This is a genomic window from Streptococcus sp. HMSC065H07 (assembly GCF_001837325.1).
Lineage (GTDB): Bacteria > Bacillota > Bacilli > Lactobacillales > Streptococcaceae > Streptococcus > Streptococcus salivarius_H.
In genome coordinates this window covers 13,592-36,515 of sequence record NZ_KV832030.1, presented here as the reverse complement: position 1 = coordinate 36,515, position 22,924 = coordinate 13,592, and the positions used below count along the sequence as shown (strand labels likewise).

At 40.0% G+C, this 22,924-nt stretch carries 22 protein-coding genes and 1 pseudogene; 19 read left to right on the top strand and 4 right to left on the bottom strand.

The features are described 5' to 3' along the window. Positions 1-41: 41 nt before the first annotated feature. Positions 42-512, bottom strand: a complete 471-nt coding sequence (locus HMPREF2637_RS04640) for a COG2426 family protein (RefSeq protein ID WP_064524494.1) — start codon at positions 510-512, stop codon at positions 42-44. 241 nt (positions 513-753) lie between these two features. Here HMPREF2637_RS04640 and HMPREF2637_RS04635 point away from each other — a divergent pair, with 241 nt between their 5' ends. Together HMPREF2637_RS04635 and HMPREF2637_RS04630 are read left to right on the top strand one after the other, a co-directional pair. Next, entirely contained in the window at positions 754-1,209 is a 456-nt protein-coding gene (locus tag HMPREF2637_RS04635) for a CtsR family transcriptional regulator (protein ID WP_064524495.1), read from the top strand. Beyond that, complete coding sequence (locus HMPREF2637_RS04630; RefSeq protein ID WP_064524496.1) at positions 1,210-3,660, top strand: ATP-dependent Clp protease ATP-binding subunit; 2,451 nt, start codon at positions 1,210-1,212, stop codon at positions 3,658-3,660. A gap of 129 nt (positions 3,661-3,789) precedes the next feature. Here HMPREF2637_RS04630 and pbp3 (HMPREF2637_RS04625) read toward each other — a convergent pair whose 3' ends face one another. Then, a complete protein-coding gene (pbp3, locus tag HMPREF2637_RS04625) occupies positions 3,790-5,046 on the bottom strand; it encodes a D-alanyl-D-alanine carboxypeptidase PBP3 (RefSeq protein ID WP_070839246.1) in 1,257 nt (418 codons plus the stop codon). 144 nt (positions 5,047-5,190) lie between these two features. Beyond that, positions 5,191-6,438 (bottom strand): D-alanyl-D-alanine carboxypeptidase PBP3, encoded by a 1,248-nt coding sequence (pbp3, locus tag HMPREF2637_RS04620; RefSeq protein WP_048675180.1) that lies wholly within the window; start codon positions 6,436-6,438, stop codon positions 5,191-5,193. Positions 6,439-6,647: 209 nt separating this feature from the next. Between pbp3 (HMPREF2637_RS04620) and pnp the strand changes: the two genes are divergently transcribed. The 12 genes from pnp to rpsI all read left to right on the top strand — a co-directional run bounded on the left by pnp (position 6,648) and on the right by rpsI (position 18,587). Continuing rightward, positions 6,648-8,885, top strand: coding sequence for a polyribonucleotide nucleotidyltransferase (pnp, locus tag HMPREF2637_RS04615; protein WP_064524498.1), 2,238 nt, complete (start codon positions 6,648-6,650; stop codon positions 8,883-8,885). Further along, entirely contained in the window at positions 8,882-9,652 is a 771-nt protein-coding gene (locus HMPREF2637_RS04610; protein ID WP_064524499.1) for an SseB family protein, read from the top strand. The genes pnp and HMPREF2637_RS04610 overlap by 4 nt, the downstream gene beginning before the upstream one ends. Positions 9,653-9,738: 86 nt before the next feature. Beyond that, a complete protein-coding gene (gene cysE / locus HMPREF2637_RS04605; RefSeq protein WP_014633706.1) occupies positions 9,739-10,359 on the top strand; it encodes a serine O-acetyltransferase in 621 nt (206 codons plus the stop codon). Between the two features lie 376 nt (positions 10,360-10,735). Beyond that, positions 10,736-12,079 carry a cysteine--tRNA ligase gene (cysS, locus tag HMPREF2637_RS04600; RefSeq protein ID WP_064524501.1) on the top strand — a complete coding sequence of 448 codons (1,344 nt, stop codon included), beginning with the start codon at positions 10,736-10,738 and terminating at the stop codon, positions 12,077-12,079. Next, a complete protein-coding gene (locus HMPREF2637_RS04595; RefSeq protein WP_002886359.1) occupies positions 12,072-12,473 on the top strand; it encodes a Mini-ribonuclease 3 in 402 nt (133 codons plus the stop codon). Before cysS ends, HMPREF2637_RS04595 begins: the two co-directional genes overlap by 8 nt. Positions 12,474-12,763: 290 nt before the next feature. After that, positions 12,764-14,440, top strand: coding sequence for a hypothetical protein (locus tag HMPREF2637_RS04590; protein WP_048675192.1), 1,677 nt, complete (start codon positions 12,764-12,766; stop codon positions 14,438-14,440). Between the two features lie 47 nt (positions 14,441-14,487). Beyond that, complete coding sequence (gene rlmB, locus HMPREF2637_RS04585; RefSeq protein ID WP_002886369.1) at positions 14,488-15,231, top strand: 23S rRNA (guanosine(2251)-2'-O)-methyltransferase RlmB; 744 nt, start codon at positions 14,488-14,490, stop codon at positions 15,229-15,231. 2 nt (positions 15,232-15,233) lie between these two features. Beyond that, entirely contained in the window at positions 15,234-15,749 is a 516-nt protein-coding gene (locus HMPREF2637_RS04580) for an NYN domain-containing protein (protein ID WP_002889631.1), read from the top strand. Between the two features lie 8 nt (positions 15,750-15,757). Beyond that, the gene (locus HMPREF2637_RS04575) at positions 15,758-16,618 is read left to right on the top strand and encodes a DegV family protein (RefSeq protein ID WP_064524504.1); all 861 of its coding nucleotides are present in this window, start codon (positions 15,758-15,760) and stop codon (positions 16,616-16,618) included. Between the two features lie 35 nt (positions 16,619-16,653). Beyond that, entirely contained in the window at positions 16,654-17,547 is an 894-nt protein-coding gene (locus HMPREF2637_RS04570; RefSeq protein ID WP_014633790.1) for an RCC1 domain-containing protein, read from the top strand. A 173-nt stretch (positions 17,548-17,720) separates the two neighbouring features. Beyond that, the gene (gene rplM, locus HMPREF2637_RS04565) at positions 17,721-18,167 is read left to right on the top strand and encodes a 50S ribosomal protein L13 (protein ID WP_002886374.1); all 447 of its coding nucleotides are present in this window, start codon (positions 17,721-17,723) and stop codon (positions 18,165-18,167) included. Positions 18,168-18,194: 27 nt separating this feature from the next. Continuing rightward, positions 18,195-18,587: a 30S ribosomal protein S9 gene (gene rpsI / locus HMPREF2637_RS04560; protein ID WP_002888293.1), complete on the top strand. Its 393-nt coding sequence runs from the start codon at positions 18,195-18,197 to the stop codon at positions 18,585-18,587. Between the two features lie 110 nt (positions 18,588-18,697). Here the strand turns inward: rpsI and HMPREF2637_RS04555 are convergent. After that, positions 18,698-18,862, bottom strand: a pseudogene (locus tag HMPREF2637_RS04555) (site-specific integrase); the annotation flags it as partial. Positions 18,863-19,014: 152 nt separating this feature from the next. On the opposite strand from HMPREF2637_RS04555, the gene HMPREF2637_RS04550 reads away from it, so the two are divergent. The 5 genes from HMPREF2637_RS04550 to srtB all read left to right on the top strand — a co-directional run bounded on the left by HMPREF2637_RS04550 (position 19,015) and on the right by srtB (position 22,903). Beyond that, entirely contained in the window at positions 19,015-19,527 is a 513-nt protein-coding gene (locus tag HMPREF2637_RS04550; protein WP_049545171.1) for a GNAT family N-acetyltransferase, read from the top strand. Between the two features lie 565 nt (positions 19,528-20,092). After that, a complete protein-coding gene (locus HMPREF2637_RS04545) occupies positions 20,093-20,674 on the top strand; it encodes a hypothetical protein (protein WP_064524507.1) in 582 nt (193 codons plus the stop codon). 3 nt (positions 20,675-20,677) lie between these two features. Then, positions 20,678-20,887, top strand: coding sequence for a helix-turn-helix transcriptional regulator (locus HMPREF2637_RS04540; protein WP_002886384.1), 210 nt, complete (start codon positions 20,678-20,680; stop codon positions 20,885-20,887). 673 nt (positions 20,888-21,560) lie between these two features. Continuing rightward, positions 21,561-21,980: an LPKTxAVK-anchored surface protein gene (locus HMPREF2637_RS04535; protein WP_049545169.1), complete on the top strand. Its 420-nt coding sequence runs from the start codon at positions 21,561-21,563 to the stop codon at positions 21,978-21,980. Between the two features lie 86 nt (positions 21,981-22,066). Continuing rightward, positions 22,067-22,903, top strand: coding sequence for a class B sortase, LPKTxAVK-specific (gene srtB / locus HMPREF2637_RS04530; protein ID WP_049545168.1), 837 nt, complete (start codon positions 22,067-22,069; stop codon positions 22,901-22,903). Positions 22,904-22,924: the final 21 nt, after the last annotated feature.

The window sequence follows — 22,924 nt, the reverse complement described above, 5'->3', positions numbered from 1 at the left end:
AGAAAACGTCTGAGCATACCCCAGACGTCTAAACATTTCTATTAATGAGCAAGGGTGTTTACTCCAAATAGAAGAGAGAGAGTTCCCATAATGATACCTGCAAGGATGACTCCGAGCATAACAGCTAGAACACTGCGCTTAAAGTCCCAGTCTAGGATAGATGCGGCGAGCGTACCAGTCCAAGCTCCTGTTCCTGGAAGTGGGATTCCTACAAAGAGCAGAAGGGCCCAGAAGACACCCTTGTCTCCAGCAGCTTTTTCAAGTTTTTGACCACCGCTGTGACCTTTTTTTAGACACCAGGTAAAGAAGCCACCGATAAGAGGTTTGTCAGCACCCCACTCGAGAACACGGCGGGCGAAGAAGAAAATAATTGGAACTGGAAGCATGTTCCCAATCACACAAAGAACGAGGGCCTGCCACCAAGGAATACCTGAGGCGATAGCGACAGGAACTGCTCCGCGAAGTTCAACAAGGGGAATCATAGAGATTAAGAATGAAATGATGTATTTCATGAGTAACCTTTCATAAGGAAATAGAATGAGAGATAAAATTCAAGGAGAGTGAGTTTTATCAAGGTGTTCAGGATATTTCAGTAAAAACTGAGGTACCTACTATTTTTAGTCTTATTTATTGTATCTTATATAATCTCTAATGACAACTTTAAAAAGCTTTTCGAGAGTATAGTTTCCCATGTGCTAACATTTTTGGTATAATAATAGTCAGTTATAGTCAAATTAGATTGGAGGAATTAAGATGGCAAGAAATACATCAGATAGTATAGAAGAATATATTAAAGAATTGCTGGGCCAGTCTGGAACTGCTGAGATTCAACGCTCGAACTTGGCCGATGCTTTTCAAGTTGTACCAAGTCAGATTAACTATGTTATCAAGACTCGTTTTACAGAGAGTCGTGGGTATATTGTTGAGAGTAAACGTGGTGGTGGCGGCTATATTCGCATTGTCAAAGTTAGATTCTCCGACAAACACCATATGATTAATGATTTGCTGCAAAATTTGGCAGATCAGCTCAGCGAGCAAGTCTTTACAGACCTCATTCAGTTGCTTTTTGATGAAAAGATTATCACTGAGCGTGAGGGAAATTTGATTTTAGCGACTGCTAGTGATGATGTTTTAGGCGAAGATGCGGCTACTATTCGTTCGCGTATTCTACGCTCGCTATTACTTAGATTGGATAGAAAAGGAAATTAGATGACGACATATTCAAGAAAAATGCAGGCCATTTTCCATCGTGCTCAGCTTGAAGCGGAGCGTTTTGGAAGTCCTTTCTTGGAGACTTGGCATGTGCTTCTGGCTATGGTTGAGGTTCCGGGATCTGTAGCCTACTTAACATTTACTGATTTTGAGGACCGTATTCATTCGGAAGAGATTGAGACAGCTGCTGTATTGGCTATGGAGAAGAGTCCAAAAGACTTGTCTGAATCAGATATTATCGATTTACGTGCACAGTCACATGCGCTAGAGGCTATGTTGCAAGAGGCGCAGGGAATTGCTAGTGTGACAGGTGCTGTAGAGGTAGGGTCTGAACACGTACTGATGGCCTTCCTCCTTCATAAGGATTTAATGGTTTGTCGCCTCCTTGAAGTTGCTGGTTTTCAATATAAAGACGATAGCGATAAACCTCGCATCATAGATTTACGACGTTCTTTGGAGCGTTATGCTGGTCTTAGTAAGCAAGATTTGAAGGCAATTCACGATCTTCGTAAACCTAAGAAATCAAAAGCAGCTGGGAATTTTGCCAATATGATGCAGCCTCCTCAATCATCTACTGGTGAACTGGCGGATTATACCAAAGACTTAACTGCAGTAGCAGAGTCAGGAAATCTTGATCCCGTTATTGGACGCGATGAAGAAATTTCACGCATGATTCAGGTTTTGAGTCGTAAAACGAAGAATAATCCTGTCTTGGTAGGTGAAGCTGGTGTCGGTAAGACTGCACTTGCTCTTGGTTTAGCGCAACGTATTGCTTCAGGCGAGGTACCTTTTGAATTGGCTGATATGCGTATCTTAGAGCTTGATATGATGAGCGTTGTTGCAGGAACACGTTTCCGTGGTGATTTCGAAGAGCGTATGAATCAAATCATTGATGAGATTGAAGCTGATGGAAAAATCATTCTCTTTATTGACGAACTGCATACGATTATTGGTTCTGGTTCAGGTATTGATAGTACCTTGGATGCGGCAAATATTTTGAAACCTGCTCTAGCTCGTGGAACTCTTCATATGGTTGGAGCTACCACTCAAGCAGAGTATCAAAAGCATATTGAAAAAGATGCAGCTCTTTCTCGTCGTTTTGCTAAGATTACAATTGAGGAGCCAAGTGTAGCCGAGGCGATTGATATTCTAAAAGGCCTACGTTCGTCTTATGAAGACTATCATCGTGTAACGATTACTGATGAAGCGGTTGAGACAGCGGTCAAGGCGGCGCATCGTTATTTGACGAGTAAAAACTTGCCTGACTCTGCCATTGACCTTTTAGATGAAGCGAGTGCAACTGTTCAAGGTCGTATTAAAAAAGAAGCCAAACGTGAGATAACGCCTTTGGATGAAGCGCTTCTATCTGGTGATATGAAGTCTGCTGTTAAACAATATAAGGCTAGCCAAAAAGCAAAATTACCAAAACCTGCCTTGGTAGATGAGGATCAGATTATGCAAACCCTTAGTCGTCTATCAGGTATTCCTGTTGAGAAGATGACTCAGGCAGATAGCAAGCGTTACTTGAATCTGGAGGCAGAGCTTCACAAACGTGTTATTGGTCAAGACGAAGCAGTTTCAGCGATTAGTCGTGCTATTCGTCGTAACCAGTCAGGTATTCGTACTGGAAAACGTCCTATTGGTTCCTTCATGTTCCTTGGACCTACTGGTGTTGGTAAGACAGAATTGGCCAAGGCATTGGCGGAAGTTCTCTTTGATGATGAGTCAGCTTTGCTTCGCTTTGACATGTCAGAATACATGGAAAAATTTGCGGCTAGCCGACTTAACGGTGCTCCTCCAGGTTATGTTGGATACGATGAGGGCGGTGAGTTAACAGAAAAAGTTCGTAATAAGCCTTACTCAGTTCTTCTCTTTGACGAGGTGGAAAAGGCTCACCCAGATATTTTCAATATTCTCTTACAGGTTTTGGATGACGGTGTCTTGACGGATAGTCGAGGTCGTAAAGTTGACTTCTCAAATACCATTATCATTATGACTTCGAATTTGGGAGCTACTGCTCTTCGTGATGATAAGACTGTTGGTTTTGGAGTCCAAGACATTTCTCATAATCACCAAGCTATGCAGTCACGTATCATGGAAGAACTTAAGAAGGCCTACCGCCCAGAGTTTATCAACCGTATTGATGAAAAGGTTGTCTTCCATAGTTTAGAGGAAGAGCAGCTTCGTGAGATTGTCAAGATTATGGTAAAACCGTTGGTATCAGCTTTGGCTGAAAAAGGGATTGACTTGAAATTCCAACCAGCTGCCCTCAAACATTTAGCTAAAGATGGCTATGATGTTGAGATGGGTGCTCGTCCATTACGTCGCACGATTCAAACTCAGGTGGAGGATAAGTTATCTGAGCTCTTACTAGGTGGCCAAGTAGTTAGTGGACAAACCCTTAAGATCGGCTGCTCGAAAGATAAATTAACCTTTACAGTAGTGTAAAAATCAAACAAAAAGACAGATTACAGGTGTAGTTTGTCTTTTTGTTGTGTCAATAGGAGTCAAGATAGAGTCAATCTTTCTGTAAAGTTGGGGTAAAAGAAAAAGCCGAGCAAAGCTCGACTGTAATGATTAGAGTTTTTCGTTGACAAAGTTGACAAAGTGATTCCACCAGACCTTGAGGAAGAAGCTTTTCTTAACTTCTTTACCAGCAACCAGCTCCATGCTAGGCATACCTTGGTTAGGCAAGTAACCTTCTCCTACAAGTGACTTATCTTCAAAGGTAGCCGTTCCAACCTTGTTACTTGAGTTGACGGGGGCTTGGACTTGATTTGTAGTGACTTTAATGTGTTTACTATTGTTAGCATCTATTTTTTGGATGATATTAAAGTCAGACTTAGCGACAGCAGTGACTTGCTTAGATTTACCATCAAGGACATGGGCTTGACTTTTACCGATAGCTTGCCCTTTTTTGGCAATGGTCTTGCTTTCCCAATGATAGACCACGTAATTAAGTAGGTCATTGGTTGCAGTAAAACGGGCGTAGTCATCAGTATCGGTATTATCAGCATTCAAAATGACTGTAATAATGCTCATACCACTTTCATCTGAGTGGGCCACGAAGGAAGCACCGGCTAAATCAGTGGTTCCCGTTTTTAGGCCATCCACCCCTTTACGGTAACTAGGTTGTCCCTTAAGCATATAGTTGAAGGTTTTAAGTTTGTTAACACCATCAAAATCAGCCTCAGTTTTTTTAGTGATATCGAGGATTTCAGGATATTCTTTCACCACGTGTTGTGCAATGATAGCAACATCTTTAGCACTCATGGTATTTTCTTCGTCTGATTTAGAGCCTGGATAGATATTGTCACCTAAGTAAGAATTATTGAGACCAGAGGCATTGACAATCTTGGCATCAGTGATACCCCAATCTTTAAGTTGGGCTTTCATCATGTCGACAAACTTACTTTCGGTTCCTCCGATTTCCTCGGCTAGAGCAATCGATGCACTATTGGCACTGGAAATAAGAGTTGCGTCAAGAAGTTGTTTGACAGTGTATTTGCGGGCGTCTAGTGGAATATTAGATACTCCGGCACTGACAGTTAGTTCAAATGGGTAGTCAGAAATGTCAACTTTGCTGTTCCATTTGAGGTCTCCCTGATCTACCGCTTTATAAACCATATAGGCTGTTAGAAGCTTGGTAATAGAGCCAATCCCCGTAGAGATGGTTGCATCTTTTTCGTATAAAATTTTGCCAGTAGTAGCTTCAACAGCGATGGCATGTTTGGCTGCGGCATCATATCCTTTTTTCTTATCTGCTGCAAAAGCAGGGGCTACGCTTCCCAGACAGAGTAAGAAGGTCATCATAAGCGTAATCAGTTTTTTCATGGTTTGTTCCTTCATGTGTTTTGGATATTTATTATACCACATTTTGAGAGGAACATAAGGTGTAGAGAAGGGGCATTTACTAACAGGACTAATTTTGAAGGCAAGATAAAACTACCTTTTGATATCTAAAAGGTAGTTTTGTGTTTACTTATTTCCTGTAAAGAAATTAACGATATGGTTCCACCAAACTTTTAAGAAGAAACTTTTCTTGATAGATTGGTTGGCTGTTACCGAAATTTGAGGCGGATCAGAGATGTAACCTGTTCCTACGAGATTCTTATCATCAAAGGTTGCTGTTCCAATAGTGTCACCTTTTTTGATAGGTGCTGTTATGGTTTTTGCTTTGATTTTAACAGCATCATTTTTGCTGTTTATTTTTTGAATGACTGTAAGGTCTGACTCGAGCTTAGCAGAGATGGTTTGACGGTCTCCATCGGCTACCTTAATATCATTTTTCTTGATGATTTGTCCTTTGGTGTTGAGGGTTTTGATTTCCCAGTTTTGAGTCACATAATCTAGCAACTCATTTGTGGCTGTGAATCGAGCAGCTTCATCCTCTCCGCCATTGTCCGCATTCATAACAACGGTAATCAAACTCATGCCATTTTCATTGGAGTGGGCTACAAAGGATGCCCCTGCAAGCTCGGTTGTTCCAGTCTTGAGTCCATCAACGCCTTCACGGTAGTTGTCTTGCCCCTCCAACATGTAGTTGTGCGTCGTTAATTTGTTGTCACCTTCGAAGTCAGTTTCGGTTTGCTTGGTGATTTCAAGTACCTGAGGATAGTCTTTGATGAGGTGGTCCGCAATAATTGCAACGTCTAGGGCGCTCATCGTATTCTCGTCATCTGGTTTTGAGCCAGGATAGCGGTTATCCCCAAGATATTTATTATTTAGACCAGAAGCGTTAAATAATTTAGCATCTGTAATGCCCCATTCTTTAAGTTGGGCTGTCATAGTGTCAACAAAGGCACTCTCTGATCCTGAGATTTTTTCAGCCAGAGCAATAGCAGCACTGTTAGCGCTAGAAATGAGGGTGGCATCTAGGAGTTGTTTAACAGTGTATTTTCGGGAATCCAGTGGGACATTTGAAACTTCTGAGTCAACGGTTAAGTTGAAAGGATAGTCTGAAATATCTACTTCAGTGTCCCAGGTAATTTTTCCTTGGTCAACTGCTTTATAGACCATGTAGGCTGTTAGGATTTTAGTCATTGAAGCCACACCATCAGGGGTAGTGGCGTCCTTTTCATAGAGGACTTTTCCTGTAGTTGCTTCGATAGCAATCGCATGTTTAGCGGAAACATTGAAGTCATCTGTCTGTTCTTGTGCTAGAGCAGGTGTTACTAGGCCTAGTAAGATTAAGGCAATCATAATGATGTGTTGTAATTTTTTCATAGTCATTCCTTTGTCTCTCATAAGTGTTTATTATATCACAAAACGACTTAAATATCTGAGAGAAAGGGAATCTTAGCTGCTAACTTATGTCGGAGCTCTGCCATTTTTGACTATATTATGGTAAAATGAAAGTTATATCAAATGAATGACATAAAGTTGACCGGTTCGTTTTTATAAGGGCTGGTCATGGATAAAAAGAGGGATCAAACATGGCTAAACAAACTTTTGAGATGACCTTTGCAGGACGCCCGCTTGTCGTTGAAGTTGGGCAGGTAGCCAAGCAGGCTAATGGTGCTGTCGTCGTGCGTTATGGAGATACAACGGTATTATCAACAGCTGTTATGTCTAAAAAGATGGCAACTGCAGATTTCTTTCCTTTACAGGTTAATTATGAGGAAAAAATGTATGCAGCTGGTAAGTTCCCGGGTGGCTTTAACAAGCGTGAGGGTCGTCCTTCAACAGATGCCACGTTGACTGCTCGCCTTATTGACCGTCCTATTCGTCCTATGTTTGCGGAAGGCTTCCGAAATGAAGTTCAAGTCATTAACACCGTCCTCTCTTATGATGAGAATGCTAGTGCTCCGATGGCAGCTATGTTTGGCAGCTCTTTAGCTCTTTCTATTTCTGATATTCCATTCAATGGTCCGATTGCTGGGGTTCAAGTGGCTTATGCAGCAGAAGATTTCATCATCAACCCAAGTGCATCAGATAAAGAAGTTTCACAGTTAGACTTGACAGTGGCAGGTACTAAGGAAGCCATCAATATGGTCGAATCAGGTGCCAAGGAATTGTCAGAGGACATCATGTTGCAAGCACTTTTGAAGGGACATGAAGCTATTCAAGAGTTGGTTGATTTCCAAAATTATATTGTTGCAGCTGTTGGTAAGGAAAAGGCCGAGGTTGAACTACTCCAAGTCGATGCTGATTTGAAGTCTGAAATTGAAGCAGCTTATTATGATCAGTTAGCTAAGGCTGTTCAGGTGGAAGAAAAACTTGCGCGTGAAGCAGCAACCCAGGCTGTTAAAGAAGAGGTCCTCGCTTCTTATCAAGAACGCTTTGCAGAAGATGAAGATAAGGAAACCATTCTACGTGATGTGGCAGAAATTCTTGAGCAGATGGAACATGCTGAAGTGCGCCGTCTCATTACCGAGGATAAGGTTCGTCCTGATGGTCGTCGTGTGGATGAAATTCGTCCTTTGGATGCTGAAATTGATTTTCTGCCAAAGGTTCATGGGTCAGGTCTCTTCACGCGTGGGCAAACCCAGGCCTTATCAGTCTTAACCTTGGCTCCTATGAGTGCAACACAACTTGTTGATGGTTTGGATCCAGAGTATAAGAAGCGTTTTCTTCACCACTACAATTTCCCTCAGTATTCGGTGGGTGAAACGGGGCGTTACGGTGCACCAGGCCGTCGTGAAATTGGTCACGGAGCTTTAGGAGAACGTGCTCTTGCTCAAGTTCTCCCAAGTATCGAAGAATTTCCATATGCTATCCGTTTGGTAGCCGAAGTCTTGGAGTCAAATGGTTCTTCCTCACAGGCATCTATTTGTGCAGGCACTTTGGCTCTTATGGCTGGTGGTGTGCCAATTAAGGCACCTGTTGCGGGAATTGCCATGGGTCTTATTTCAGATGGAACTAACTACACTGTTTTAACCGACATTCAAGGTTTAGAAGATCATTTTGGTGATATGGACTTTAAGGTGGCTGGTACACGTCAAGGAATTACAGCTCTTCAGATGGATATTAAGATTTCAGGAATTACACCAGCCATTCTCGAAGAAGCTTTGGCTCAAGCCAAGGTAGCTCGTTTTGAGATTCTTGATGTTATTGAGTCAGCAATCGCTGAGCCACGTCCAGAGTTGGCTCCAACAGCGCCTAAGATCGACAGTATTGAGATTCCTGTTGATAAAATCAAGGTCGTCATTGGTAAAGGTGGCGAAACAATTGACAAGATTATCGCTGAGACTGGTGTCACTATTGATATCGATGAAGAAGGTCTTGTTCAGATTTTCTCTAGTGATCAGGATGCCATTAACCGTGCTAAAGCTATCATCTCCGATCTTGTACGTGAAGCTAAGGTTGGAGAGGTTTACACTGTACCAGTTGTGCGTATTGAAAAGTTCGGTGCCTTTGTCCACCTCTTTAATAAGACAGATGCTCTTGTCCACATCTCAGAACTAGCTTGGGAACGCACTGAGCGTGTCGAAGATGTGGTTAAGGTTGGGGATATGGTAACTGTTAAAGTTATCAAAATCGATGAAAAAGGACGTATCGATGTCTCAATCAAGACCTTGCTCCCTAAGCCTGAAAAGATTGAGGACGGGGAAAATAAAGGAGAGCATCGTCACCGCCGTCGTTCTCATCACAAACCACGCCACCATAATGAAAATGGTGAAGCACCGAAAAATCCTGATAAATCAGAAACGAAAGAACAGATAGAAGAATGACAGAAAATCAAGAATTGCAAGCTTTTGATGAAACTCTAAAAGAATTTTTAAAGGAACCAGACCACTTTTTGACCAGTCTGGCTTTGGTTAATCACCTACAACGTACTCCCGTCTTGACTGCCCAAGACCTCTACGCAGTTGAAGTGGAAGGCAAGAAGGTTGTTCCTGTCTTCACTAGTGAACAGGACTTACAATCTTTCAAAGCTACTCAAGAGAGTGCTCGAGAACAGACTTGGATAGAACGTTCAAGCTTAGATATCCTAACACAACTGGTTCAGGCAGAGCTTTTTGGTCTTGCTTTCAATTTAAAAGAGGATGGTGATTTCTCAAATACCACTCTTTTTGCAAGCAGTGAACTTATCCAGTTTATCAACTATTTCACTCAGACCTTAAATAATCTTTTGGGTGAGGAAAATCAAAAGGCAGATTCCAAAGATAAGATTTATCTTGTTCCAGCCTTCATTCACAAACGCGAGGAAGATGGTCAGGATGACCGTTTCTTTGCGACCATGTCGAATGCAGAGGGACAGAGTTATGTGCCTGTGTTTACGAACTTAACGAGCTTTGCAAAATGGTACGGTAACGAAACTTTTGGCCTAGCTTTCCGTAAGGCTAAAGGGACGATTTTACAATGGCCACTGTCAGAAATTTACCAGCCTTCAACAGGTGAAAATGAGTTGGATAAGGTTCAAGGTATTGTCATCAATCCGTTTGATGAGCAGCCTGAGTTAGTCGACTGGTCTTATTTTGAAGGGGATAGCGAGTAGACTTAGTGTTCACAGCTCTCCACTTTAAAGAAATAATAGGGCCACAACAAACAATAATAGCAATAATGATGTAAGGAGTGACCTAAATGGGTTGGTGGAAAGAAAGTATTGATATAGTAAAGAAAAATGACCCAGCAGCTCGGACGAGTCTGGAGGTTCTTTTAACCTACCCTGGATTAAAAGCCTTGGCTGCTCATCGTATCTCACATTTTCTCTGGCGCCACCATTGTCGACTTTTAGCGCGTATGCATAGTCAGTTTTGGCGCTTCTGGACTCAAATCGAGATTCACCCAGGAGCTCAGATTGCTGAAGGTGTTTTCATTGACCATGGCTCAGGACTTGTCATTGGTGAGACAGCTGTTGTGGAGAAGGGTGCTATGCTTTACCACGGTGTCACTTTAGGTGGTACTGGTAAAGATGTCGGAAAACGTCACCCAACCGTTCGTGAGGGTGCCTTGGTTTCAGCCCATGCTCAGGTCATAGGCCCTATTGAGATTGGAAAGAATTCTAAGGTCGGTGCGGCAGCTGTGGTTGTTGCGGATGTCCCAGAAGATGTTACAGTCGTTGGTGTTCCTGCTAAGGTTGTGCGTGTTCATGGTCAAAAGGACGAAGAAGTTATCCACGATATTGAAGAAGGTCGTGAATACTATAGCGAAAAACTAGAAGACCTTCTAAAAGCAGCTAGCTTCCACTCATCACGGCTATAAGGAAAGGAAACGATGAAACTCTTTAGTTCAAAGGTGACTCGATTGACGGTCGTGGGCCCTCTTGCCCTTGTTTACATTGCTTTACATAGAGCAGACTATAGCATGGCAGCCTTGTGGTTTTGCATTGCTCTTTTATGGGCTGGTCTTGTTTTTAAGCAACGTCACAAGTAATACTTGAGTTATGAAAAATTTATTCAAAAACAATCCTTTTTTGGTCTTCTATATAGTTGGGAGTTTCCTTTCAGCTATGTCTCTCTTGGCTCAAGGTCAGCTAGTTGCGGCTATATGGATTATCATTCTTGTGATACTCTTGTGTTTATACCTAAACCATATCAAGGATAAAAAATAGTTTCCAGTTAATTGAAAGGAATCTCTAGTGATTAAAATTTATGATACGATGACGCGTTCGCTCCGTGATTTTGTACCTTTGACAGAAAATGTTGTCAATATGTATGTCTGCGGACCAACAGTTTACAATTATATTCATATCGGAAATGCCCGTTCAGCAGTAGCTTTTGATACTATTCGTCGTTATTTTGAGTATTGTGGCTACACAGTCAACTATATTTCTAACTTTACGGATGTAGATGATAAGATCATCAAGGCAGCCAATGAAGCTGGCATTTCAACTAAAGAATTGTCGGACAAGTTTATCGCGGCTTTTATGGAAGATACTGCACAGCTTGGCATCAAACCAGCGACACAAAATCCACGTGTTATTAACTACATGGATGAAATCATTGCATTTGTGTCAACCTTGGTTGACAAAGGATTCGCTTATGTCTCTGAAGGTGATGTTTACTTCCGAGTAGCTAAGTCAAACAACTATGCTAAATTGGCTAACAAGACCTTGGAAGATCTTGAAATTGGTGCAAGCGGACGTACGGATGCTGAAACAGAACGTAAGGAAAATCCTCTAGATTTTGCCCTTTGGAAAGCTGCTAAAGAGGGAGAAGTTTCTTGGGATAGCCCATGGGGACCTGGTCGTCCTGGTTGGCACATCGAATGCTCTGTTATGGCGACTGAAATCCTTGGAGATACTATCGATATTCATGGTGGAGGGGCAGACCTTGAGTTTCCACACCATACCAATGAAATTGCCCAATCAGAAGCCAAAACTGGCAAGACCTTCGCTAACTACTGGATGCATAATGGTTTTGTCAATGTGGATAATGAAAAAATGTCAAAATCCTTGGGTAACTTCGTGACCGTTCACGATATGCTTCAAACGGTTGATGGTCAAGTGCTTCGCTTCTTCCTAGCGACACAACAGTACCGTAAGCCAATTAACTTTACAGAAAAAGCTATCCATGATGCTGAAGTTAATCTTAAGTATTTGAAAAATACCCACAGTCTTCCGTTGACAGAACAGGTGAATCAAGCTGAGTTGCAAACTTATCTTGACGCCTTCCAAGAAGCTATGGATGATGACTTTAATACGGCAAATGGAGTGACTGTTTTGTTTGACATGGCCAAATGGATTAATTCAGGCAATTATGATCAAACCGTTAAGGATGCTTTTGAAAAAATGCTCCAAGTCTTCGGTATTGTTTTCGAAGAAGAAGTCCTTGATGAAGACATCGAAAAACTCATTGAAGAACGTCAAGCGGCGCGTGCTAACAAGGACTTTGCGACAGCAGACCGTATTCGCGATGAGTTGGCTGCTCAAGGTATCAAACTTCTTGATACCAAGGAGGGCGTGAGGTGGACACGTGACTAAACATCTTGATGTCAACCTTATTAACGGCATTGCTCTCGCCTTTGAGGGAGATGCTGTTTATTCCTTGTACATTCGCCGTCACCTGATTTTTCAAGGTCAGACCAAGCCAAATCAACTGCACCGTCTAGCTACACGTTATGTTTCAGCTAAGGCCCAGGCTAGTCTCATTGAAAAAATGCTAGAGCAAGAGCTTTTGACTGAAAAAGAGCTAGACATCTATAAACGAGGTCGTAATGCGAATAGTCACACCAAGGCTAAAAATACAGATGTTATTACCTATAAAATGTCAACAGGCTTCGAAGCAGTCATGGGCTATCTTCATATGACAGAGGATATTGCTCGCTTAGAGGAACTGATTGCTTGGTGTATTGACGAAGTTGAAAAAGAAATCTAAAAATTCTGCCGAGAGCAGGATTTTTTGTTATTTAAAGGCTATAAAAATTGTAACAGTTAGCCGGAGTTTCAACATTTAGATTATTTGAGAATCAAAGTAATTCAGCGTCTTGACAATGAAAAATAAGATGAAACTAATATTTAGCATCTTAAAAATGAGAAAATTAAGGGATGTCTGACACGTGTAAAACCCCGATATTATAGCGTTTTTTTAATAAAACTAATTTGACAGAAAGTAAAAAAAAAGTCTATAATATTAGTAAATGAGGCCATAAAAAAATGAGGAGGTGAATGGAAATAGCTAAGAAAAAAGTTTTCTATACAACTTTTGCTGCTTTGATTTTATCTAGCTTTACGCTTCAAACAGGTAAAGCAGATGAGGTTCAGGTAAAACCTGATGAAGCTAAAATAAATTATGTTAATAGTGAGGCACCAGCTCCAGTTGCTCCTCAGGCTGATCTTTCTTCAGTAGGAGCTAAGGCAGAGCCAGCGAGTCAAGTAAGTTCAGTAGTGACCTCAACGTCACTGATGGTTGTCTCTTCAAGTGAGACAGATGAGGGGCTTCTTGAGGTACATTCTCAAGTTGATATCGTGGAGACTAGCGTTTCTACGACGACACCTCATTCAGAAGAGGCTCGTGCCCAAGCTTTTGGTGAGGATCGATCAGTAGCGGCGTCTGAACGAGGAGATGCAAACTCAACATCTGATTCTGAACAAGCAAAACCAAATATTGTGCTTACTTATGATAAGTCTCGTGAGGCTACAGCGACTGCAGAGTCTCAAGCTGTAACTTCAATGTATAAGAGTGAAAGCACACTATACACATCTGAACTTGCTGGAAATACACATGCAGTTATTGAAAAATCAGAGTATTCTTCACTGGATTCTCATACGACATCTGTAAGTGCGACTCCTACTAGCCAAGCTATTGCAACTTCTGAAGTCGCTTCTGAGTCTGCAAGTACTGCAAGCTCTCTTGCATCTACGGCTCCAGAAACGAGTCAGTTAAATAATAATTCAGAAGATAGCTTAACTGTCCTTACGGTTGGCTGGAAAGATTCATCATCAACTTCTGAGGTCTTTAAAACTTCTGAAGTGGTTTCTATGTTGCAAAGTGAGAGTTTGACCTATTCGTCAGAGGTAACCTTTACGGATGGACTCATCTCAGAAATCTTAGCGACTCCAATCACTTCTGAAGTATATACCGTTGTTCCAAAACGAGACAGTACTGGAGCGCTTCTTGAAGATCAACCTGCTGTTACAGGGAATACAGATATTCTTTATTTAGCACGTGGTGAAATCTTTAACGTCAACTTTGATGTTAACAAGATGGAAGGTAAGAAGATTAAGGGCCTTAATCTAGTCCTTGATGGCAAACAAATTCATCATAGCTACTTTGTTGAAGGAACTTTGGATGAGGTCAATGCTGGTTTGAGTGCCTACCATTTGGCAGAGCAAACGACTGGTATTCATAAAATGACCTTTGAGTTGATTGATACGAATAATAATATTCATTACCTGACACAGACTTTTAGCGTCTTTAATGAAGGTGAGCGTCCAGTGACACCGGATAGTTACCGTAGGAATCAGTATTCATCAACAACGACAACAACGACTGTACCGGTTACTTATAATACCAGTGCAAATAGCTACACTGAAACCGCCAATCATATACAAGCTACGGCTGTTAATGAGTTGGCTGAGACAACTAGAGCACTAACACAGCAATTGGCAGAACAAATTGCTGAGGTTTTGAGTGGTTGGTCTTCAGCGATTTCTGGAAATAGTTCAACAAGCACAGGTTCAATTGATATCTTCCAAGCAGCAGGTAAAACCATTACTCAAGCTGCGAGAAAGATTGCAGAATCAATCTCAGATCCAGATACAATTGGTAAGCAAGCTTTGGCTGCTGCAACTGTTGTTCTCGTTCTTCTAGTGCTTTACCTAGCAGCAATTACATTTATTTAACATGCTTTGCCCTCGTAAGAGGGCTTTTTTTATGATAGAATTAGCTTATGAAAACAACTAAAGAATCAAGTCTAGACATTGTTTATGGTGTGCATGCCGTAACAGAGAGTCTGGAAGCAAATACTGGAAATAAACTCTATATTCAAGATGATCTTCGAGGGAAAAATGTTGATGCCATTAAGGCTTTGGCAGCTGAAAAGAAGGTTTCCATCTCTTGGACACCTAAGAAAACCTTGTCTGATATGACAGGTGGAGCTGTGCATCAAGGTTTTGTTCTTCGTGTGTCAGAGTTCGCTTATTCTGAGCTCTCAGTTATTATGGACAAGGCTGAACAAGAGGAGAATCCTCTAGTCCTCATTTTAGATGGACTTAACGATCCTCATAACTTTGGTTCTATCCTACGTACAGCTGATGCTACTCAGGTGACAGGAGTTATTATTCCTAAGCATCGTGCTGTGGGGGTAACACCTGTCGTTGCCAAGACATCAACAGGGGCAGTGGAACATATTCCCATTGCCCGAGTGACCAATCTTAGCCAAACTCTTGATAAACTTAAAGAAGCAGGCTTCTGGGTATTTGGAACAGATATGGATGGCACCCCATCTCATAAATGGAACACAGCTGGAAAGGTTGCCCTTATCATTGGTAATGAAGGTAAGGGAATCTCTGCTAACATCAAGAAACAAGTGGATGAGATGATTACTATTCCTATGAGTGGTCATGTGCAGAGCCTTAATGCCAGTGTGGCAGCTGCAGTTCTCATGTATGAAGTTTATCGAAACCGATTGTAACTATGAAAAAAAGAATACTTCTAGTTGATGGTTATAATATGATTGCCTTTTGGCAAGAAACCCGTCAACTTTTTAAGACCAATCAGCTTGATGAAGCTCGTGAAACATTGCTTCGTAAGCTCAATCATTATGCTAACTTTGAACATATTGATATTATCTGTGTGTTTGATGCTCAGTTTGTTCCAGGGAGCCGTCAGCGTTATGATCAGTATCGTATCAGTGTTATTTTTACTGAGGAAGATGAGACAGCAGATAGCTATATTGAGCGCGCAGCGGCTGAGATGAATACTGTTCAAAATTTAGTTGAAGTAGCAACTAGTGACTTAAATGAACAGTGGGCTATCTTTTCACAAGGAGCTTTGCGTGTTTCGGCGCGTGAGTTGGAAGAGCGTGTCAATACTGTTAAGTCTGACTTAGACAAGATGTCGGCACATATTGACTTAAAGACACCAAAACTACGTCCTTGGGACGATGCACAATTAGGGAAATTACAGGACCTTTTAAATGAAATAGAATAGAGGGATTTATGACATTTAACATTTTGACAGATTCCACAGCAGATCTAGATGAAAATTGGGCTCAGGAGAATAAGGTAGAGCTCGTTGGTTTGACCATCACGCTTGATGATATTGCCTATGAGACCGTTGGCCCTAACCGTTTAACGAGTGACCGTCTCTTAGAACGTATGCAAGAAGGCAGTCAGCCAACCACAAGCCAGGTGAATGTTGGTCAATTTGAAGAGGTTTTTCGTCGTCATGCTAAAAATGGTGATGCTCTTCTCTATATTGCCTTCTCATCAGTGCTTTCAGGTACTTATCAAAGTGCTGTTATAGCGCGTGACATGATTTTGGATGAGTACCCAGAAGCTGTCATTGAGATTGTAGATACCCTGGCAGCAGCAGGTGGGGAAGGTTATCTCTCTATCTTGGCGGCAGAAGCTCGTGACCAAGGTAAGAGCTTATCTGAAACGAAAGCCATGATTGAGGACATTCTGCCACGTTTACGGACCTATTTCTTAGTTGATGATCTCTACCATCTCATGCGTGGGGGGCGCCTTTCTAAGAGCTCAGCCATTATTGGTAGTTTGATTAATATCAAGCCTCTTCTTTGGCTGGACGCTTCAGGTAAGTTGGTTCCTCTGGCCAAAATACGTGGACGCAAAAAAGCTATTAAAGAAATGGTCCTACAAGCTACCCAGGATATTGGACATAGCACAGCAATTGTTGCTTATGCCAATGATATTGAAGCAGCGAAGAATCTAAAAGAACAATTATTAGCAGTTGACGGCATTGAGCAAGTTCTCATTATGCCACTTGGGCCAGTTATTTCTACCCACGTCGGACCAGATACTTTGGCCGTCTTTACGATTGGTAAAGAAGCTAGATAGAAAAGAGGTGTGTTATTATAAAAAATAAAAAGATTGTGTTGCTCTCCTTGATGATGGTAAGTCTTTTTGTGGGTATGCCAGCATATGCGACAAGTAAAATTAAACAAGTAGATGCAGGCTTTAATAAGACATTTGTTCTAAGAGAAAATGGTAAATTCGAATATACAAAACCATTTGGTAGCTATGGAGAAGGAAATATTTCGAATGTACAGAAAATTGCTGCTGTTGGACGTGATGGTTATGTAGCCTTACTAAAAGATGGAACAGTAACCAGATCGTCGACTTTCTCTAACTCAAGTATGGGTTGGACTAATATTAAAGAAATTGATACAAATACTGATACTTCTGATGACCTAATTGCTGGATTGAGAGAAGATGGAACGGTAGTTGTAAATTCAGTATTATTTGAAGAAAAATTTTCAGAAGTAGAATCTTGGGATAGTATTAAACAAATAAGTGTTGGACAAGGAACAATACTCGGATTGAGAGAAGATGGAACAGTGGTTTCTGCAGGCACCTCTACGTCAGGGGCGTTAGATGTTTCTGAATGGAGTGATATTGTACAGGTAAGTGCGGGTCACAATTTTTCTGTTGGAGTTAAATCTGATGGAAGTGTGGTTGCGACTGATGTTAAGAATTCTCATTCTGCAGATTATAATTCAATTTTGGATCAAGTGAAAGGATGGGATAATATTTCTCAGGTAAGTGCAGGTGCGTTTAATGTAATAGGATTGAAACGAGACGGATCAGTAGTAGAAGCTCATAGGAATAGTGGTAGTGTAAAATATGATATTTCTGGATGGACAAATATTATCCAAGTCAGTGCTGGATTTCACCATATTGTTGCTCTTTCCTCAGATGGTACCGTATATGCTACCGGAGATAATGTAATGTCACAAAGTGATGTGAAAAATTTCAATAAGAAATAACTTTATTCAAAAAAACACCTCCAAATGACTTGCCTTGGACGTGTTTTTTTGATATTATGTTAAACGGTATTGTTTACCCCATTTGAAAGGCCCCGGAACCTTCCAAATACTTTTCGATGGGAAGGAACACCCATCACTCGTAAACAAAAATCGAACTATATATAGGAGAAATCATGAACAAAACAACATTTATGGCTAAACCAGGCCAAGTTGAACGTAAATGGTATGTCGTTGACGCAACTGATGTGCCACTTGGACGTCTTTCTGCAGTAGTTGCTAGCGTACTTCGCGGAAAAAACAAACCAACTTTCACACCACACACTGATACAGGTGACTTCGTAATCGTTATCAATGCTGAAAAAGTTAAATTGACTGGTAAAAAAGCAACTGATAAGATCTACTACACTCACTCAATGTATCCAGGTGGATTGAAACAAATCTCAGCAGGTGAACTTCGTTCTAAAAATGCTGTTCGTTTGATCGAAAAATCAGTTAAAGGTATGCTTCCACACAACACTCTTGGACGCGCACAAGGTATGAAATTGAAAGTCTTCGTTGGCGGTGAGCACACTCACGCTGCACAACAACCAGAAGTACTTGATATCTCAGGACTTATCTAATTCTAAGAGGAAAGGAGCACTAATATAATGGCACAAGCACAATATGCAGGTACAGGACGCCGTAAAAACGCCGTTGCACGCGTACGTTTGGTTCCAGGTACTGGTAAAATCACAGTTAACAAAAAAGATGTAGAAGAATACATCCCACACGCAGACCTTCGTCTCGTTATCAACCAACCTTTTGCAGTTACTTCAACTGAAGGTTCATACGACGTACACGTTAACGTTGTAGGTGGTGGATACGCTGGTCAATCAGGTGCGATCCGTCACGGTATCGCTCGTGCACTTCTTCAAGTAGATCCAGATTTCCGCGATTCATTGAAACGCGCTGGACTTCTTACTCGTGATGCACGTATGGTTGAACGTAAGAAACCAGGTCTTAAGAAAGCTCGTAAAGCTTCACAATTCTCAAAACGTTAATCAATACGATTATATCAACGTTTCAAGACATTCAAGAGTTATCTCTTGGGTGTCTTTTTTTATCAAAAAATCTATAGTTTCCCTGAGAATTTCCCTGAAATTTCCCTGACCTAATTTTTAAGATTCCTAAATGCAATTTCACCAACAGTTTGATTTACTACATCTTTAGTATTAACATAAGTCTTTGTAATTTCTTTGTCACTATGAGTAAGTGCTTCTGAAATGGCCTCAAGAGAAAAACCTGCTTGTTTAGCAAGATGTTGGAATTTATGAGGCCCTTGATGGATATTATTTTTCTTCATAGTATGTTATGTTATAATGCAGATACGATATGAAAAAATTAAGATATCTCTTTAAATTTTGTAAATGTCACTTTGTGTGAACATGAGTGAATTTGAGTTTAGAGAATGATAGGAGATGGTTTACAATGATAAGTTTAGAGTTGATGTCTGAAGAAAATAGCATAGATGTTTATTCTTTTGAAAAAGAAAATAGAGAGTATTTTGAGCGAAGTTTACCTCCTAGACCAGCTCACTATTTTGATTCAGAAAGTTTTAAAGAAATTACAAGGGAATTGTTAAGGGAACAAGAGAATCATGATGTCTACATGCATCTTATTAGAGATGCACAAGGTGTTATGGTTGGAAGAATCAATTTAAGTGTTTTAGGGAAGGATAGAAAAACAGCAGAACTTGGATATAGGATTGGAGAAAATGTTACTAATTTAGGATATGCCAGCGAAGCGGTTAAACTCGTTTTAGAAAAGGCCTTTACTACTTATGGTTTACATAAGATTATCGCGGGGACGGCAACGTACAATCTGGCTTCTCAGAGAGTGCTTTTAAAAAATGGTTTTACCTTTAGTAAAATCATAGAAAATGACTTTCAAATGAATAACGAGTGGATTAATACGGCAGTATTTGAGATAAGGAATCTATAGCATCATCATTACCAGCCGTTTGCCAAACCTCAACATTTCTAGTAGACATTCGTCTACTTTTTTATATGATAAATTGCAAGAATAAGTGCAACATCTACTCTAACTCCTCCACTAGAGCTTCATAAACCAGGTCTTAAGAAAACTCGTAAAGCTTCACAATTCTCAAAACGTTAATTCGTTGCTGGGAAGCACAATACAAACGAAAATACTTTGCAACTTGCAAGGTGTTTTTTTGTATGAGAACTGGCGGTACACAATTAGGCTAGCTCTAGCGACTTTAGTCGCATAGAGATATGCTATGCATAGTTGCCCCAAGAAAATAAGCGAAGTGACATTTGATTGGATGGCAACCACTGCACTCAAAACGTTAATCAATACGATTATATCAACGTTTCAACGTACTCACAGGTTTGCCCTAGGGGTGCTTTTTTGTATAGATTTCTGAAAAATTGTTCAAAATCTTACTAGAGTTTTGTCTTCATCTTGAAATTCTTACAACAATGTGATATATTTATAACAGATAAGGTGTGATGTATTTATAACACGACGAAAAGAGGTGACGAAAATGACAATGTCGAAGAACTTAAAGATAATCCTTTATATCGCTAGCATGCTTATTGTTGTATGTTTAGTTTTATTGCTTGGGAATCACCTACCGATTCTAGCAAAAGGTGCTATTATGACGATGTCTTGGCTTCCTACGTATTTGGCTTGTACGATGCTATCGGTCCTCTCAAAATCAACCTATCAAAAGAAAGAGAAAAATATGTTTGGGATTACTGCAAAATTATATACAGTGCTTGTATTTCTCTCGTCCTCGATTTATACTATTGGAGTTTGGCTTCTAACTCCTGGTTCTTTGATTAAGAATATAATGTTAGGAATTGGATTAAGTGTTCAGTTGTTATTAATGTTTTACTTCTTATTCAAGAGAATTAATGAAGAACCCGATGAACGATTTTATAGAAATATTGCAAAGTCCTCTTCCATTTTGTTTACAATAGCAATCTTTATATTATTGGGAATTGCAACCTTGATAGCCGTCTGTAAAGTTTTTGTTTTGAATGCTGGATTTCTTTATATTTTGGTGGCTTTTTTACTCTTATTATTTGCCATTACTTACTTTATCACTGAAAAAAGGGGATGAAATATGGCGAAAGAAAGTAAAATAAAGACTAACTTGAAAGAAGTAAGGGAAGCTTATGGGATGACTCAACAAGATTTAGCAGATCAAGTAGGAATACGGAGAGAAACGATTGTTCATTTAGAAAATAATCGCTACAACCCTTCGTTGGAAATGGCTTTAAAAATAGCACAAGTCTTTAATAAACAAGTGGAAGAACTATTTCGTCTGAAATAAGAGAAGTAAAACAATCCAATTGATTTGTGTATCAGTTTTTTGGGAACTCGTTATTCTGAAGTGAGGTATTGGTAAGAGGGAGTGTTTTCAAAGGAATTTTCTTGACTTCACCTTAGTTAAAACGCTTTCAAAAATAAGATAATAGTTTATTTTTCAAGCATTTTAACCCAATAATAGAACTTTTTAGGCCAAAATGCTTTCAAAAACGCTAATGTTTCTCTAATCTATTCAATTTTGAGGTCTTGTATATTATGTATTTATCATCCAAAAATACCAGAAAATAAGTAGGTGCGATAATTTGAAAGTTGATATTGTTCTATACCTCAAATAACTTAGATTTGGTCATTTTATAGGACTCTTCTAGCCATTGTTTTTTATGATAACGAATGTATATTTTACAAATTATGCTTTTATATATGATTTAAATTTGTATTTAAACTTAGTAGAGGACATAATAAATTACCTAAAATAACATTAAAATTAAAAATGATTAATTATTACTATTTGGTAACACGCTTCAAAAACCCTTTGTTTGTAGGAATTGTAGGATATATTAAAAATTTAAAAAAGTTTTTAAAAATTGTTGACATATCTCTAAATAGTGTTATAATCTATAGATGTCAGGGAGGTCCTGATACTAAATATATAATAATCCATTAGAGGAGAAACAATTATGAAAAAAGTATTGCTTACATCAGCTGCAGTTCTTGCAGTATTCGCCGCAGCAGCTCCTGCATTCGCTAACAACGAAGGTAACGTTCACACAGGAAACCTTGATAACAAAACAGAAGTAACTGGTAAAGACTTCTTCTCAAACGAGACTGATGGTCTTACTCAAGCTGCTAAAGATGGTCTTAACAACGTTGACGCAGATTCAACTAAACAAAAATTTGAAGATGCTGGTGAACACATCGAACCAAAACGTGATGCTAACGGAAACATCATCAAAGACGAATTTGTAGTTACTGATAAAGCTAACGCTAACAAAGACGCTAAAGAAGAAGCTAAAGCTGTTAAAGCTGCAGAACAAAAAGCTCCAGCAGCAGCAAAAGCTGACGCTAAAGCTCTTCCAAACACAGCAGCTGTTAAATAATTAACTGCTATTGCTAAAAAGAATATCACTGGGGCTAGTGCTTCGGTGATATTTTTCTATGGATAAAGAAAAGGATTTGACATTTCATGAGTAATCATAACCGTAAATCTACTGGATCTCGTAAAAAACTGATTGCTGGGATTTCGGCCTTAGTCATTGCTGCTTTGGCTGTCTTCCTTGGCTTCCAGTTTATGTCTCCAACAGCATCATCCTCTAATGGTGTTAAGAGTGTTTTAACGACTAAAAAAGCAAACACTTATAAAGTTTCAGATGAGGAGAAAGCCTACCTCAAAAATAAATTTGATGGTCTTGAGGCAACAAACCCTGATACTATCGCTTATGTCTATGCACCAGGGACTAAATTGGATGAGCCGGTTGTTCAAACAACGGACAATTCAACCTATTTAGATAAAACATTCGATGGAGGAAACGTTCCATATTTGGGAACTGTCTTCATGGATACAGACAATAAGAAAGATTTCAGCGATCGTTTGACTTGGCTCTTCGGTCATGCTCGAGGAAGTAAGGTTGCTGATAGTCGTATGTTCAACGACGTTAACTACTATAGTGATCAGTCATTCTTTGACAAACACAAATATGTTGTTATTGAGACACCTCAACGTAAGTACTATTACGAAGCACTTGCTATGGTAATTGTGCCTGAAGACACAGCTTTCTATCGTACATCATTTGAAAGCGATAAAGACTTTAAACAACAGTTGGATATTATCTATGATCAAGCAAGTGTTAAAAACAAGGATTTGAAGGTTAGTGCTTCAGATAAATACCTTGTTCTTTCGACTTGTCGTGAGGAAGACGAAACAATTCGTGCCAATCTCTACTTACGTCAAATTCCAGACTCTGAAATGTCTGATTTTGTAGCTAAACACGGTAAAGATTTGGAATACACACCAACACGCTAATCATTAACAAAACTCTACTTC

What these genes read in the sequence shown, in the direction of transcription:
- HMPREF2637_RS04640 (WP_064524494.1), bottom strand. Translation starts at nt 512, where the DNA reads ATGAAATACATCATTTCATTCTTAATCTCTATGATTCCCCTTGTTGAA.
- HMPREF2637_RS04635 (WP_064524495.1), top strand. Translation starts at nt 754, where the DNA reads ATGGCAAGAAATACATCAGATAGTATAGAAGAATATATTAAAGAATTG.
- HMPREF2637_RS04630 (WP_064524496.1), top strand. Translation starts at nt 1,210, where the DNA reads ATGACGACATATTCAAGAAAAATGCAGGCCATTTTCCATCGTGCTCAG.
- pbp3 (WP_070839246.1), bottom strand. Translation starts at nt 5,046, where the DNA reads ATGAAAAAACTGATTACGCTTATGATGACCTTCTTACTCTGTCTGGGA.
- pbp3 (WP_048675180.1), bottom strand. Translation starts at nt 6,438, where the DNA reads ATGAAAAAATTACAACACATCATTATGATTGCCTTAATCTTACTAGGC.
- pnp (WP_064524498.1), top strand. Translation starts at nt 6,648, where the DNA reads ATGGCTAAACAAACTTTTGAGATGACCTTTGCAGGACGCCCGCTTGTC.
- HMPREF2637_RS04610 (WP_064524499.1), top strand. Translation starts at nt 8,882, where the DNA reads ATGACAGAAAATCAAGAATTGCAAGCTTTTGATGAAACTCTAAAAGAA.
- cysE (WP_014633706.1), top strand. Translation starts at nt 9,739, where the DNA reads ATGGGTTGGTGGAAAGAAAGTATTGATATAGTAAAGAAAAATGACCCA.
- HMPREF2637_RS04590 (WP_048675192.1), top strand. Translation starts at nt 12,764, where the DNA reads ATGGAAATAGCTAAGAAAAAAGTTTTCTATACAACTTTTGCTGCTTTG.
- rlmB (WP_002886369.1), top strand. Translation starts at nt 14,488, where the DNA reads ATGAAAACAACTAAAGAATCAAGTCTAGACATTGTTTATGGTGTGCAT.
- HMPREF2637_RS04580 (WP_002889631.1), top strand. Translation starts at nt 15,234, where the DNA reads ATGAAAAAAAGAATACTTCTAGTTGATGGTTATAATATGATTGCCTTT.
- HMPREF2637_RS04575 (WP_064524504.1), top strand. Translation starts at nt 15,758, where the DNA reads ATGACATTTAACATTTTGACAGATTCCACAGCAGATCTAGATGAAAAT.
- rplM (WP_002886374.1), top strand. Translation starts at nt 17,721, where the DNA reads ATGAACAAAACAACATTTATGGCTAAACCAGGCCAAGTTGAACGTAAA.
- rpsI (WP_002888293.1), top strand. Translation starts at nt 18,195, where the DNA reads ATGGCACAAGCACAATATGCAGGTACAGGACGCCGTAAAAACGCCGTT.
- HMPREF2637_RS04550 (WP_049545171.1), top strand. Translation starts at nt 19,015, where the DNA reads ATGATAAGTTTAGAGTTGATGTCTGAAGAAAATAGCATAGATGTTTAT.
- HMPREF2637_RS04545 (WP_064524507.1), top strand. Translation starts at nt 20,093, where the DNA reads ATGACAATGTCGAAGAACTTAAAGATAATCCTTTATATCGCTAGCATG.
- HMPREF2637_RS04540 (WP_002886384.1), top strand. Translation starts at nt 20,678, where the DNA reads ATGGCGAAAGAAAGTAAAATAAAGACTAACTTGAAAGAAGTAAGGGAA.
- HMPREF2637_RS04535 (WP_049545169.1), top strand. Translation starts at nt 21,561, where the DNA reads ATGAAAAAAGTATTGCTTACATCAGCTGCAGTTCTTGCAGTATTCGCC.
- srtB (WP_049545168.1), top strand. Translation starts at nt 22,067, where the DNA reads ATGAGTAATCATAACCGTAAATCTACTGGATCTCGTAAAAAACTGATT.